This window comes from Raineyella sp. W15-4 (assembly GCF_033170155.1).
GTDB lineage: Bacteria > Actinomycetota > Actinomycetes > Propionibacteriales > Propionibacteriaceae > Raineyella.
Genome location: NZ_CP137079.1, coordinates 2,067,955 through 2,080,412, shown reverse-complemented (window position 1 = coordinate 2,080,412; position 12,458 = coordinate 2,067,955). Strand labels below are relative to the sequence as shown.

14 protein-coding genes and 1 pseudogene are annotated in these 12,458 nt (G+C 69.4%); all 15 read left to right on the top strand.

All coding sequences use genetic code 11. The annotated features are described in order from the left end of the window. Nucleotides 1-76: 76 nt before the first annotated feature. The 15 genes and pseudogenes from rpmE (at nucleotide 77) to R0145_RS09640 (ending at nucleotide 12,458) form a co-directional block, all read left to right on the top strand. Nucleotides 77-298 carry a 50S ribosomal protein L31 gene (gene rpmE, locus R0145_RS09710; RefSeq protein WP_317836621.1) on the top strand — a complete coding sequence of 74 codons (222 nt, stop codon included), beginning with the start codon at nucleotides 77-79 and terminating at the stop codon, nucleotides 296-298. Between the two features lie 91 nt (nucleotides 299-389). After that, nucleotides 390-1,496, top strand: a complete 1,107-nt coding sequence (prfA, locus tag R0145_RS09705; RefSeq protein WP_317836620.1) for a peptide chain release factor 1 — start codon at nucleotides 390-392, stop codon at nucleotides 1,494-1,496. After that, the gene (gene prmC, locus R0145_RS09700) at nucleotides 1,493-2,374 is read left to right on the top strand and encodes a peptide chain release factor N(5)-glutamine methyltransferase (RefSeq protein ID WP_317836619.1); all 882 of its coding nucleotides are present in this window, start codon (nucleotides 1,493-1,495) and stop codon (nucleotides 2,372-2,374) included. The genes prfA and prmC overlap by 4 nt, the downstream gene beginning before the upstream one ends. A gap of 5 nt (nucleotides 2,375-2,379) precedes the next feature. Further along, nucleotides 2,380-3,195 carry an L-threonylcarbamoyladenylate synthase gene (locus R0145_RS09695; RefSeq protein ID WP_317836618.1) on the top strand — a complete coding sequence of 272 codons (816 nt, stop codon included), beginning with the start codon at nucleotides 2,380-2,382 and terminating at the stop codon, nucleotides 3,193-3,195. Nucleotides 3,196-3,197: 2 nt separating this feature from the next. Beyond that, nucleotides 3,198-4,268: pseudogene (locus R0145_RS09690) on the top strand (glycosyltransferase family 4 protein); the annotation flags it as partial. 204 nt (nucleotides 4,269-4,472) lie between these two features. Further along, on the top strand, nucleotides 4,473-4,994 hold the full coding sequence (locus R0145_RS09685) for a hypothetical protein (protein ID WP_317836616.1): 522 nt from the start codon (nucleotides 4,473-4,475) through the stop codon (nucleotides 4,992-4,994). Between the two features lie 162 nt (nucleotides 4,995-5,156). Then, nucleotides 5,157-5,318, top strand: a complete 162-nt coding sequence (locus R0145_RS09680; RefSeq protein WP_317836615.1) for a hypothetical protein — start codon at nucleotides 5,157-5,159, stop codon at nucleotides 5,316-5,318. Between the two features lie 69 nt (nucleotides 5,319-5,387). Next, complete coding sequence (gene atpB, locus R0145_RS09675; protein ID WP_411742108.1) at nucleotides 5,388-6,233, top strand: F0F1 ATP synthase subunit A; 846 nt, start codon at nucleotides 5,388-5,390, stop codon at nucleotides 6,231-6,233. 79 nt (nucleotides 6,234-6,312) lie between these two features. After that, the gene (gene atpE / locus R0145_RS09670; protein WP_317836614.1) at nucleotides 6,313-6,534 is read left to right on the top strand and encodes an ATP synthase F0 subunit C; all 222 of its coding nucleotides are present in this window, start codon (nucleotides 6,313-6,315) and stop codon (nucleotides 6,532-6,534) included. 8 nt (nucleotides 6,535-6,542) lie between these two features. Beyond that, complete coding sequence (locus tag R0145_RS09665) at nucleotides 6,543-7,079, top strand: F0F1 ATP synthase subunit B (protein ID WP_317840203.1); 537 nt, start codon at nucleotides 6,543-6,545, stop codon at nucleotides 7,077-7,079. After that, on the top strand, nucleotides 7,076-7,879 hold the full coding sequence (locus tag R0145_RS09660) for a F0F1 ATP synthase subunit delta (RefSeq protein WP_317836613.1): 804 nt from the start codon (nucleotides 7,076-7,078) through the stop codon (nucleotides 7,877-7,879). The genes R0145_RS09665 and R0145_RS09660 overlap by 4 nt, the downstream gene beginning before the upstream one ends. An 83-nt stretch (nucleotides 7,880-7,962) precedes the next feature. After that, complete coding sequence (atpA, locus tag R0145_RS09655; RefSeq protein ID WP_317836612.1) at nucleotides 7,963-9,597, top strand: F0F1 ATP synthase subunit alpha; 1,635 nt, start codon at nucleotides 7,963-7,965, stop codon at nucleotides 9,595-9,597. 1 nt (nucleotide 9,598) lies between these two features. Continuing rightward, nucleotides 9,599-10,552 (top strand): F0F1 ATP synthase subunit gamma, encoded by a 954-nt coding sequence (locus R0145_RS09650; RefSeq protein WP_317836611.1) that lies wholly within the window; start codon nucleotides 9,599-9,601, stop codon nucleotides 10,550-10,552. A gap of 19 nt (nucleotides 10,553-10,571) precedes the next feature. After that, entirely contained in the window at nucleotides 10,572-12,023 is a 1,452-nt protein-coding gene (atpD, locus tag R0145_RS09645) for a F0F1 ATP synthase subunit beta (RefSeq protein ID WP_317836610.1), read from the top strand. Nucleotides 12,024-12,026: 3 nt separating this feature from the next. Continuing rightward, nucleotides 12,027-12,458, top strand: coding sequence for a F0F1 ATP synthase subunit epsilon (locus tag R0145_RS09640; RefSeq protein ID WP_317836609.1), 432 nt, complete (start codon nucleotides 12,027-12,029; stop codon nucleotides 12,456-12,458).

Below are 12,458 nucleotides of genomic sequence, written 5' to 3'. Positions count from 1 at the left end.
TGGTCCGGTTCACGCCCGGCGGAGGTCTCCACTCCGGCGGACGACCCGGCGCCATCACTCGACAAGGAGAATCACCATGAAGCAGGGGATCCACCCCGATTATCACGAGACGACGGTCGTCTGCACCTGTGGCAACACCTTCACGACTCGTTCCACGGCCCCCGGCGGCGAGATCCGCGCCGACGTGTGCTCGGCCTGCCACCCCTTCTACACCGGCAAGCAGAAGATCCTCGACACCGGCGGCCGGGTCGCCAAGTTCGAGAAGCGCTACGGCAACTTCAAGAGGGGCAAGAAGTAGTTCTTCCGTGACGCCGGGGTGCAGCGATGCTGCGCCCCGGCGTTCGTCGTCCCCGCACCCCGCCCCACGTACGAGCCTTGAGGAGAACACCATGTCCGACCCCACCGACCGGTTGCCGTCCCTGCTCGCCGCGGTCGCCCCGCTGCGGGCGGAGTACCGGGAGGTCGAGACCCGGATGGCCGACCCGTCGGTGCTGGCGGACCAACGGGCGATGCGGCGGCTGGGGCGGCGCTATGCCGAGCTCGGGCCGGTGGTCCGGGCCGCCGACGAGCGCGACCGGGTGACCGAGGACCTGGCGGCCGCCCGCGAACTCGCCGTCGAGGACGCCGGCTTCGCCGACGAGGCCGAGGCCCTGCAGGATCGCCTCCGGGACCTGGACCGTCGGCTCACCACCCTGCTCGCCCCGCGTGACCCCAACGACTCGCTGGACGCGATCGTGGAGATCAAGTCCGGGGAAGGTGGGGAGGAATCGGCCCTCTTCGCCGGCGACCTCTTCGGGATGTACCGGCGGTTCGCCGAGGCACGCGGCTGGAAGATCGAGGTGCTGGACGCCCAGGACACCGATCTGGGCGGCTTCAAGTCCGTCACCTTCGCGGTCCACGCCCCCTCGGCCGGCGACCCGGACCGGATGCCGTACGGCACGCTGAAGTTCGAGGGCGGAGTGCACCGGGTGCAGCGGGTGCCGGTGACCGAGTCGCAGGGCCGGATCCACACCTCCGCGGCCGGGGTGCTGGTGATGCCCGACGTCGAGGACGACGAGGCGATCGAGATCGACCCCGACGACCTGCGGATCGACGTCTACCGGTCCAGCGGCAAGGGTGGGCAGGGCGTCAACACCACCGACTCGGCGGTGCGGATCACCCATCTGCCCAGCGGCATCGTGGTGACCTGCCAGAACGAACGGTCCCAGCTGCAGAACAAGGAGCAGGCACTGCGCATCCTGCGCGCCCGGCTGCTGGCCCGGGCCGAGGAGGAGTCCGCTGCGGAGGCGTCCGCGGCCCGGCTGTCGCAGGTGCGGACGGTCGACCGTTCCGAGCGGGTGCGGACCTACAACTTCCCGGAGAACCGGATCGCCGACCACCGCATCGGGTACAAGGCGCACAACCTCGACCAGGTGCTCAACGGCGAGCTCGGGCCGGTGATCGAGGCGCTGCAGGCCGCCGACACCGCCGAACGGCTCCGGACGGCCGGGGCATGACGGCCGACGAGCGACCCGCCCCGGTCCGGGCCTCCGTGCTGGCCCGGCGGGGGGCCGACCGGCTGCGCGGTCAGGTGGCCTCCCCGGAGGTCGACGCGCGGCTGCTGCTCGCCCACCTGCTCGGGCTCCGGCCGGGCGATCTGGTGCTGGCCGGTCCGCCGTCGGCGGAGCGGGTGGCGCGCTACCGGGAGTTGCTGGACCGCCGCGCCGAGGGGGTGCCGCTGCAGCACCTCACCGGCGAGGCCTGGTTCCGCAACGTCCGGGTGGCGGTCGGGCCGGGTGTGTTCGTGCCGCGGCCGGAGACCGAGTCGGTCGCCGGGGCGGCGATCGAGGCGGCCCGGGCGGTGCGCATGCAGGGTCGTACGCCACGGGTCGTCGAGTTGTGCGCCGGCTCCGGGGCGATCAGTGCCGCGCTGGTCGACGAGGTGCCCGGCTGCCGGGTGGTGGCGGTGGAGATCGATCCGGTCGCCGTCGACTGGGCCCGGCGCAACCTCGCCGGCACCGGGGTCGATGTCCGCCGGGGCGACCTGGCCGGTGCCGTCCCGGAGTGGGACGGCACCGTCGACGTGGTGGTGGTCAACCCGCCGTACGTCCCGCTGCGGGTCCGCGCCGTGCTGCCGGTCGAGGTGACCGGACACGATCCGGCGCTGGCGGTCTTCTCCGGGGAGGACGGCCTGGACGCGATCCGGGCGGTGGAGCGCACCGCCCGCCGGCTGCTGCGGCCCGGCGGGCTGCTGGTCTGTGAACACGACGACAGCCAGGGCGAGTCCGCCCCGGCGGTCTTCTCCGGCGGGGCGTGGCGCGCCACCGCCGACCATCCGGACCTGTCCGGCCGGCCGCGGTTCGTCTCGGCGACCCGGACCCAGGTGGCAGGATGATGGGCGTGAGCGACACGTCGGACGACAGCAAGGACATCGCACCGGGCAACGTCCCGCCCGCCCCGCAGCCGCGGATCGTCGACTGCCGGCAGGGCGACCGCGGGCCGGCGCTGACCGCCGCCAAGGAGGCCATCGCCGACGGGCGGGTGATGGTGATGCCGACCGACACGGTCTACGGGATCTGCGCCGACGCCTTCGACGGGTACGCCGTGCAGCGGCTGCTGACGGCCAAGCGCCGGGGCCGGGACATGCCGCCGCCGGTGCTGATCAGTGACGAGGGGGTGATGGCGGCCCTCGCCGTCGACGTCCCCGAGGCGGCGAACCGGCTGGTCGGGACCTTCTGGCCGGGTCCGCTGACGGTGATCTGCCGGGCGCAGTCGAGTCTGCGGATGGATCTGGGTGACACCCACGGCACCATCGCCCTGCGGGTGCCGGACCACGACCTGGCCCGGGAGGTGCTGCGGCGGACCGGCCCACTGGCGGTCAGCAGCGCGAACGTCTCCGGGCAGCCGCCGGCGACGACCGTCCGGGAGGCGGCCGACCAGCTCGGCCTCGACGTCGCGCTCTACCTCGACGGCGGTCCCACCCCGGGCCCGGTGCCGTCGACGATCGTGGACTTCACCGCCTATCCCGAGGGCCGGGTCGTCCGGGAGGGCATCATCTCCCTGGACCGGCTGCGCGAGGTCGCCCCGGGCGTACGCTCCCCGGACGGCGAGGCACCCACGCCGGAGTCCGCGGAACAGACGGAGCAACCGGAGCAGACCCCGGAACCGGTGGAGCAGGCACCGGAGCCGACGGCCGAGGATCACCGGACCACCTAGCGATGCGTGAGTACATCCTCGTCCTGCTGGTCGCCGCCGCGGTCACCTATCAGCTGAGCGGCTGGGCGCGTCGGGCCGCGATCCGGTTCGGGGCCGTCGCCAAGGTCCGGTCCCGGGACGTGCACGTCGTGCCGACGCCCTACTTCGGTGGGGTGGCGATGCTCGTCGGGGTGGCGGTCGCCTTCCTGCTGTCGATGAACCTGCCGTTCCTCGGGCGGCACGAGATCGTCCGCCACGACGCCACCTGGATCCTGGTCGCCGTCGCGGTGCTGTGCGCGGTCGGGGTGCTGGACGACCTGCTGGACATCAGCGCGATCACCAAATTCGCCGGCCAGGTGCTGGCCGCCGGGATCGTCGTCCAGGCGGGCGTACGGATGCTGTGGATCCCGCTGCCCGACCGGATCATCTCGCTGGACGCGGCCAGTTCGATCGTGATGACGGTGTTCTTCGTGGTGGTCTGCACCAATGCGGTCAACTTCGTCGACGGTCTCGACGGGCTGGCGGCCGGGGTGGTCGGGATCGGGGCGGCGGCGTTCTTCACCTATTCCTACATCCTGGCCGTCGAGCAGGATCTGGTCCGCGCCACCACGGCCAGTGTGGTCTCGGTGGCGATCATCGGGGTCTGTCTGGGCTTCCTGCCGCACAACGTGCACCCGTCCAAGATGTTCATGGGCGACTCGGGCTCGATGCTGCTCGGCTTCCTGCTGGCGATCTCGACGGTGAGCCTGACCGGCCAGTTCGACTCGTCCAAGCTCGAGGCCGGCGGTGGTGACCTGCTGCCGGCGTACCTGCCGCTGGTGCTGCCGTTCGCGATCCTCGGACTGCCGCTGCTCGACCTGGTGCTGGCCTGGATCCGACGCGCCAACCAGGGCAACTGGTGGTTCGTGGCCGACAAGGGGCACCTGCACCACCAGTTGTTGCGCCGGGGCTACAGTCACCGCGGCGCGGTGATAGTGATGTACCTGTGGGCAGCACTGCTCTCCTTCGGGGTGATGGTGATCGGTCTCACTCGCAGCACCTGGGTGGTGGTGGCCTGGGTCGCCGCGGCGATCGCCGTGGTGGTGGTCACCCTGGGGCCGGGTCCACGGATCTTCGGGGCGGCGGCCCTGCACCGCTCGGCCCTGCACCGCTCGGCCCTGCACCGTTCTGCACGACACGGATCGGCACCGCGCCGTTCGGCACAACGCAGGCGATAGCCGGAACCTTGTGTTACGTTTCACAAGCAGGTGCCGGACGGCACCGCGAGGGGCCTCCGAAGGAGTGGGAAGCACCGCAGGATGAGTACGGTCATGGCGATGGATGAGCACCTGGGGGACGACGCTCCGTCCCCCGTCGATCGCACCGTCGGCCGTCCCGCCACCGGGGTCTCCACCGCGTTGGCCCGCCGGCTGCTGCTGGCCGGCCTGCTCGGCGGGCAGCTCGGCCTGCTGGCCTCGACCGTCCTCGCCGGCCTGGTCCGCGGGGGCGTGGCCGCCGCCTCGGCCGCCGTCGGTGCGGTGATCGCGGTCCTCTTCTTCAGCCTCGGTCAGGCGGTCGTGCTGCGGTACGCCGAGCGAGAGGGCGCCGTGCTGCTGGTCGCTGCCCTCGCCTCGTACGGCATCCGGGCTGCCGGGCTGGCCGGCGCCGTGGCCCTGTACGACGGGGCCGGACTGGACCTGCTCGACCGCACCGCCACCGCGGCGGGGATGGTGGCCACCGTGCTGCTGTGGACAACGGCCGAAGTGATCACCTTCGCGCGGATGCGGATCCCTGTGTATGACCTCGGTTACACCGACGGGCGTCCGACCGGCGAGGAGTGACGCTGCGACATGCCAACTGATAGTGTCCGAGACGCGCTGAAAGACGAGGAGGTCGACAACGTGGGTACCCGGCGTCGCATGCCTGGCAAGCCCGAATCCTCGTTGCTACCCCCCGGCGAGCCCGTCGGGATGGAGACGGGAATACGTATCCTGTCCTACCTCGTGTCCGGCCTCATCGTCTACGGAGGCCTCGGCTGGCTGGGCGACAGATTCCTGGGCACCGCATTCCTGCTGCCCCTCGGGCTCATCGTCGGGATGCTGCTGGCCCTCTACGTGATCATCAGACGGTACCACCACGATCCCGGTGACCAACCGAAGAAGTAGTCCGGAAGAGACCATGACGTACGACATCGAAGTTGAGGAGGAACGGTGGGTCCGTTGACACTGCCGGCCCTGGTGGGAGCGCTCGTCCCGCTGGAAGGCGCAACATACACTCCCCCCGGGGTGAGGGAGTTCCGGTTCTTCTGCGAAGCGACCGAGCCCGGGACGAACGGTCCGAACGATCCCGGCAACGTGGCGGGATGTACGTTCGGTGTCGACTGGATGAACAAGCCGTTCTGGTTGGCCGTGATCGGCGCCGCGTTGGTCATCGCGCTGTGGTTCTTCGCCTCCCGCAACCTCAAGCTGGTCCCCGGCAAGGGACAGTTCTTCTGGGAGTACGTGTACGGCTTCATCCGCAACGGTGTCGGCCGTGACATCCTCGGCCCGGAGTACCGCCGCTACCTGCCGTACCTGCTCGGCCTGTTCAGCTTCGTGCTGGTCAACAACTGGTTCGGCGAGACCTTCCTGTTCATGTTCCCGACGTTCTCCAACATCGGGTACGCCTGGGCGCTGGCGATCATGTCGTGGGTCATCTACATCGGGGCCGGTATCCACAAGCACGGTTTCGGCCACTACATGAAGATGCAGCTGATCCCCCCGGGGGTGCCCGGCTATCTGTATCCGGTGATCATCCCGCTGGAGTTCCTGTCGAACTTCATCACCCGGCCGCTCACGCTCGGCTTGCGTCTCTTCGCCAACATGTTCGCCGGCCACCTGGTCGTGATGGTGTTCGTGATCGGCGGCGCCTACCTGCTGACCTTCCCGCACAACGCGTTCTACAACGTCTCGGGCGCGGTGTCCCTGCTGTTCAGCTTCGCGATCCTTTTCCTGGAGCTCTTCATCGGGTTCCTGCAGGCGTACATCTTCACCGTCCTGACCGCCCAGTACATCAATTCGTCCCTCGCCGACGCGCACTGACGCCGAGGCCCCACCCCCACCCACAGTTCTCTTCTCACTGCAACCGAACCCCTGAGAAGACCATCCGAAAGGAACGAGAATGACCCCGTTGGAAATCGCTGGCAGCATGAACATGCTCGGCTACGGCCTCGCCACCCTCGGCCCGGCCATCGGCGTGGGCTGGATCTTCGCCTCCGTCATCAACGGCACCGCCCGCCAGCCTGAGGCCCGTGGCGCGATGATGAGCACCGCGTTCATCGGCTTCGCGGTCGTCGAGGCCCTCGCCATCATCGGCATCGCCCTGGCCTTCGTCCTTCGGTGATGACCCCCATGGTGCCGATGGAACTCGACCTCGGCCCGCTCCTGCCCACCCACTTCTCGGAGCTGATCGTCGGGTTCGTCCTGATGGTCCTGGTCTTCCTGGTGATGTGGAAGGCGGTGGTGCCGGCGTTCGAGAAGATGTACGAGGAACGCCGGGACGCCATCCAGGGTGGTATGGACCAGGCCGAGAAGACCCAGGAAGAGGCGCAGGCGGCGCTGGCCGAGTACCGGGCCCAGCTCGCCGAGGCCCGCACCGAGGCGGCTCGCATCCGCGAGGACGCCAAGAACCAGGGTGCCCAGATCATCGCCGAGATGCGCGAGCAGGCCCACGCCGAGGCGGAGCGGATCATCGCGACGACCAGCAAGCAGATGGAGGCCGAGCGCAAGCAGGCCATGGGCGAGCTCCGCGACGAGGTCGGTGGCCTGGCCACCACCCTCGCCGGGCGGATCGTCGGGGAGTCCCTCGACGACGACGAGCGCGCCCGCCGCACGGTCGAGCGCTTCCTGGCTGATCTGGAGTCGCAGACGGAGACGGAGAAGGCATGAGCCCCCAGACGGATCGCAACGAGCCCCGGCTGAACAGCCTGGACCAGGTGCTGGACGCACAGAATGCGCACCTGCAGCTGGCCACGGAACTGTTCTCGATCGCCGACCTGTTCGGTTCGGACCCCGCGCTGCGACGCGCGGTCACCGATCCCGGAGCACCGGTGGAGGCTCGTCAGCAGCTCGTCAGCCGACTGCTCGACGGCAAGGTCTCGCCCGAGGCCGTCGCCGTCCTGCGGCAGGCCGCGGGTCTGCGCTGGCGCACGGCGGGGATCTTCGTGTCCTCCGTTGAGCGCCAGGCGATCCGGTCTGCGCTCGCCCAGGCACAGGTCGCAGGTCAGCTCGACCAGGTGGAGGACGAGCTGTTCCGGCTCAACCGGGCCGTCGCCGCGACGCCGGCACTGCGCGACGCGCTGTCCGACGAGCGGCGGTCGCTGGCCGACCGTCAGGAGGTGGTGGCCCAGCTGCTCGACGGGAAGGCCGCTCCGGCCACGGTCGTCCTCGCCCGGCGGGCGGTGGTCGCCCGGGAGCGCACCTTCGCCAACACCATGGACGGCTACCTCGCCCTGGCCGCGGCCCAGCGCAGCCGCGCCGTGGCCACCGTACGGGTCGCCCGGCCGTTGACGGCCGAGCAGACGACGCGACTGCAGAACGCCCTGAACAAGCAGCTGGGTCGCCCGGTCAGCATGCACGTCCTCGTGGACCCCGCGGTCCTCGGCGGCGTCCGCGTGGAGGTCGGCGACGAGGTGATCGACGGGACTGTGGCCTCCCGTCTGGACGAGGCACGCAAGCTGTTCTCCTGACCGCCGGCCCGGACCCGGACGCCCGGGGGACACCGGACCCCGAACCACGACACGCACAGACAACGAGAACAAGGACGCAGAAGATGGCGGAACTCACTATTCGTCCGGAGGAGATCCGGAACGCACTGGACCAGTACGTCCAGCAATTCACTCCGGAGACCTCCTCTCGTGAAGAGGTCGGCACCGTGGTCACCTCGGGCGACGGTATCGCCCGCGTCGAGGGCCTGCCCTCCGCGATGGCCAACGAGCTGCTGCGCTTCGAGAACGGCACCCTGGGTGTCGCCCAGAACCTCGAGGCGCGCGAGATCGGCGTCGTGGTGCTCGGATCCTCCGAGGGCATCGACGAGGGCCAGACCGTACGCCGCACCGGCGACGTGCTGTCGGTCCCGGTCGGCGAGGGCTACCTCGGCCGGGTGGTCGACGCGATGGGCAACCCGATCGACGGGCTGGGCGAGATCACCGGCCTGGAGGGCCGCCGGGCCCTGGAGATCCAGGCTGCCGGCGTGATGGACCGCCAGGAGGTCCGCGAGCCGCTGCAGACCGGCATCAAGGCCATCGACTCGATGACCCCGATCGGCCGTGGCCAGCGCCAGCTCATCATCGGTGACCGTAAGACCGGCAAGACCGCCATTGCCATCGACACGATCATCAATCAGAAGGCCAACTGGGCGTCCGGCGATCCGAAGAAGCAGGTCCGCTGCATCTACGTCGCGATCGGCCAGAAGGGCTCGACCGTGGCCGAGGTCCGGGGCGTGCTGGAGCAGGCCGGCGCCCTGGAGTACACCACCATCGTCAACGCCCCGGCGTCCGACCCGGCCGGCTACAAGTACATCGCCGCCTACGCCGGTTCGGCCATCGGCCAGCACTGGATGTACCAGGGCAAGCACGTCCTGATCGTCTTCGACGACCTGACCAAGCAGGCCGAGGCCTACCGCGCCATGTCGCTGCTGCTGCGTCGCCCGCCGGGCCGTGAGGCCTACCCCGGTGACGTGTTCTTCCTCCACTCCCGCCTGCTGGAGCGTTGCGCCAAGCTCTCCGACGCGCTGGGCGGCGGCTCGATGACCGGTCTGCCGATCATCGAGACCAAGGCCAACGACGTCTCGGCCTACATCCCGACCAACGTGATCTCGATCACCGACGGCCAGATCTTCCTGCAGTCCGATCTGTTCAACGCCAACCAGCGCCCGGCCGTGGACGTCGGCATCTCGGTTTCCCGCGTCGGCGGTGCCGCCCAGACCAAGGCGATGAAGGGCGTCTCCGGCACGCTGAAGATCGACCTGGCGCAGTACCGCGACCAGCAGGCGTTCGCGATGTTCGCCTCCAGCCTCGACGAGGCGACGAAGCGGCAGCTGGAGCGCGGCGCCCGGCTCACCGAGCTGCTGCGCCAGAAGCAGTACTCGCCGTACCCGATGGAGGAGGAGGCCGTCTCCGTGTGGGCCGGCACCACCGGCAAGCTGGACGATGTCCCGGTCGCCGATGTGCTCCGCTTCGAGAAGGAGTACCTGGAGTACCTGCGCCGCAGCACCGCGCTGCTCACCACCATCCGGGACAGCGGCAAGCTGGACGACGAGACCAAGGCCGGCCTGGAGCAGGCCCTGGTGGCCTTCCGCCCGGAGTTCCGCACCAGCGAGGGCAAGCCGCTGGGCACCGAGCCGGAGCCGAAGAAGATCGGCGACGAGGACGTGGAGCACGAGCAGATCGTCGTGAAGAAGGCCTGAGATGGCTACCCTTCGCGAACTCCGTGATCGGACCAGGTCGGTCCAGACCACGAAGAAGATCACCCGGGCGATGGAACTCATCGCCGCGGCGCGGATCCGCAAGGCCCAGCAGGCCGCCGAGGCGGCCGATCCGTACACCCGCGAGCTGACCCGGGCGATCCAGGCCGTGGCCAGCCGCCCGGACCTGGACCACCCGCTGCTCACCGAGCTGGAGCACCCGAAGCGGTCCGCGGTGCTGCTGGTCACCTCGGACCGCGGCCTGGCCGGCGGGTACTCGACCAACGTCCTGAAGGCGGGGGAGTCCGTCCGGCACTACCTCACCGTCAAGCACCACCGGGAGATGGAGACCTACATCTCCGGCAAGAAGGGCGTGGGCTTCTACGAGTTCCGCGGTCGGGAGATCAAGCAGTCCTGGGAGGGCTTCTCGGACGCCCCCAGCTACCGGGACGCCGACGCGATCGCCCGGGTGCTGCTGGAGGCCTTCCTGACCCCGACCGAGGAGGGGGGCGTGGACGAGATCTTCCTCGTCTACACCCGCTTCGTGTCCCGGGTGCGGCAGGTGCCGCAGATCATCCGGCTGCTCCCGCTGGAGGTGGTCTCCGAGGAGGAGGCCGCCGAGCGGGCGGAGAGCGGTGCCCGGATGACCGAACTGCACCACGCGCCGGTCTATCAGGAGGACCGGGTCGAGACCCCGTTCGACTTCGAGCCGAGCCCCGAGGGCGTCCTCGACGAGCTACTGCCGCTCTACATCGGCAACCGTGTCTACCACGCGCTGATGCAGGCGTCGGCGTCCGAACTGGCGGCCCGGCAGGCCGCGATGAAGTCGGCGACCGACAACGCCAACGAACTGATCCGAAACCTGACGCGCGAGGCCAACCAGGCACGTCAGGCGGCGATCACCCAGGAAATTACCGAGATCGTGGGTGGCGCCGCCGCGCTGTCCGAGAGCGCGTGAGAGCGAGTGAGTGAGAGATATGACTGCGATTGCTGAACAGAACGCCGCGGTGAAGCCCGGCGCCACCGGACGGGTCGTGCGTGTCATCGGACCTGTGGTGGACGTCGAGTTCCCGCCGGACGGCATGCCGGAGATCCTCAACGCGCTGACCCTCGAGGTCGACGTGATGGGCACCAAGCGGACGATGACGCTGGAGGTCGAGCTGCACATCGGTGACAACACCGTGCGCGCCATCGCCCTGAAGCCGACCGACGGCATCGTCCGTGGCCAGGAGGTCACCGACACCGGTGCCCCGATCTCGGTGCCGGTCGGCGACGTGACCAAGGGCAAGGTCTGGAACGTGACCGGCGACGTGCTCAACGTCGACCCGACCTCGTTCGAGGTGACCGAGCGCTGGCCGATCCACCGCGACCCGCCGCCGTTCGACCAGTTGGAGTCGAAGACCGAACAGCTCTACACCGGCATCAAGGTCCTCGACCTGCTCACCCCGTACGTCAAGGGCGGCAAGATCGGCCTGTTCGGCGGCGCCGGCGTGGGCAAGACCGTGCTGATCCAGGAGATGATCTTCCGGATCGCCCACAACTTCGGTGGCACCTCGGTGTTCGCCGGCGTCGGTGAGCGGACCCGTGAGGGCAACGACCTGATCTTCGAGATGGACGAGGCGGGTGTGCTCAAGGACACCGCGCTGGTCTTCGGCCAGATGGACGAGCCGCCGGGCACCCGGCTGCGGATCGCCCTGTCCGGTCTGACGATGGCGGAGTACTTCCGCGACGTCCAGGGCCAGGACGTGCTGCTCTTCATCGACAACATCTTCCGGTTCACCCAGGCCGGTTCCGAGGTGTCGACGCTGCTCGGCCGGATGCCCTCCGCGGTGGGCTACCAGCCGAACCTGGCCGACGAGATGGGCGCCCTGCAGGAGCGGATCACCTCGACCCGCGGCCACTCGATCACCTCGATGCAGGCCATCTACGTGCCGGCCGACGACTACACCGACCCGGCCCCGGCGACCACCTTCGCCCACCTGGACGCCACCACCGAGCTCAGCCGCGCCATCGCGTCGCGCGGTCTGTACCCGGCCGTGGACCCGCTGAGCTCGACCTCGCGCATCCTCGACCCGCAGTACGTGGGCCAGACGCACTACGACGTGGCCACCCGGGTGAAGCAGATCCTCCAGCGCAACAAGGAGCTGCAGGACATCATCGCCATCCTCGGCATCGACGAGCTGTCCGAAGAGGACAAGATCACCGTCAACCGGGCCCGGCGGATCCAGCAGTTCCTCTCGCAGAACACCTACACCGGCGAGAAGTTCACCGGTGTGCCCGGCTCGACGGTGGAGATGCCCGACATCATCGAGTCGTTCCGGATGATCTGTGACGGCGAGGTCGACCACATCCCCGAGCAGGCGTTCTTCAACGTCGGCGGGATGGACGACGTCTACCAGGCCTGGGACAAGATGAAGAAGGAAGGCTGAGCGATGGCCACGAGCACCCTCCACGTCGAGGTTGTCTCGGCCGAGCGCGTCATCTGGTCGGGCGAGGCGGTGAACATCATCGCCCGCACCGTGGAGGGTGACATCGGCATCCTGCCCGGACACTCGCCGGTGGTCGCCCTGCTGGAGCCGTCCGCCGTGGAGATCTACACCGTCGAGGGCAACCGTGAGGTGGTGGCCGTGGACGGCGGGTTCATCTCCGTCGCCCAGGGCCGGGTCTCGGTGCTGAGCGCGTTCGCCCGCCTCGGTCGGGAGATCGACCAGCACCAGGCCGAGAAGGACTACACGGCGGCCCGGGAGCGGATGGAACACGAGTCCGACGACGAGGAGACCCGGGAGCGCTTCAACCGGGCCCGCGCCCAGGTGCGCGCTGCGGAGAAGTACACCGGTCAGTCGAGCCCCGGGCTCGCGGTCTGA

What these genes read in the sequence shown, in the direction of transcription:
- prfA (WP_317836620.1), top strand. Translation starts at nt 390, where the DNA reads ATGTCCGACCCCACCGACCGGTTGCCGTCCCTGCTCGCCGCGGTCGCC.
- atpE (WP_317836614.1), top strand. Translation starts at nt 6,313, where the DNA reads ATGACCCCGTTGGAAATCGCTGGCAGCATGAACATGCTCGGCTACGGC.
- R0145_RS09685 (WP_317836616.1), top strand. Translation starts at nt 4,473, where the DNA reads ATGAGTACGGTCATGGCGATGGATGAGCACCTGGGGGACGACGCTCCG.
- rpmE (WP_317836621.1), top strand. Translation starts at nt 77, where the DNA reads ATGAAGCAGGGGATCCACCCCGATTATCACGAGACGACGGTCGTCTGC.
- R0145_RS09665 (WP_317840203.1), top strand. Translation starts at nt 6,543, where the DNA reads ATGGTGCCGATGGAACTCGACCTCGGCCCGCTCCTGCCCACCCACTTC.
- atpD (WP_317836610.1), top strand. Translation starts at nt 10,572, where the DNA reads ATGACTGCGATTGCTGAACAGAACGCCGCGGTGAAGCCCGGCGCCACC.
- prmC (WP_317836619.1), top strand. Translation starts at nt 1,493, where the DNA reads ATGACGGCCGACGAGCGACCCGCCCCGGTCCGGGCCTCCGTGCTGGCC.
- R0145_RS09660 (WP_317836613.1), top strand. Translation starts at nt 7,076, where the DNA reads ATGAGCCCCCAGACGGATCGCAACGAGCCCCGGCTGAACAGCCTGGAC.
- atpA (WP_317836612.1), top strand. Translation starts at nt 7,963, where the DNA reads ATGGCGGAACTCACTATTCGTCCGGAGGAGATCCGGAACGCACTGGAC.
- R0145_RS09650 (WP_317836611.1), top strand. Translation starts at nt 9,599, where the DNA reads ATGGCTACCCTTCGCGAACTCCGTGATCGGACCAGGTCGGTCCAGACC.
- R0145_RS09640 (WP_317836609.1), top strand. Translation starts at nt 12,027, where the DNA reads ATGGCCACGAGCACCCTCCACGTCGAGGTTGTCTCGGCCGAGCGCGTC.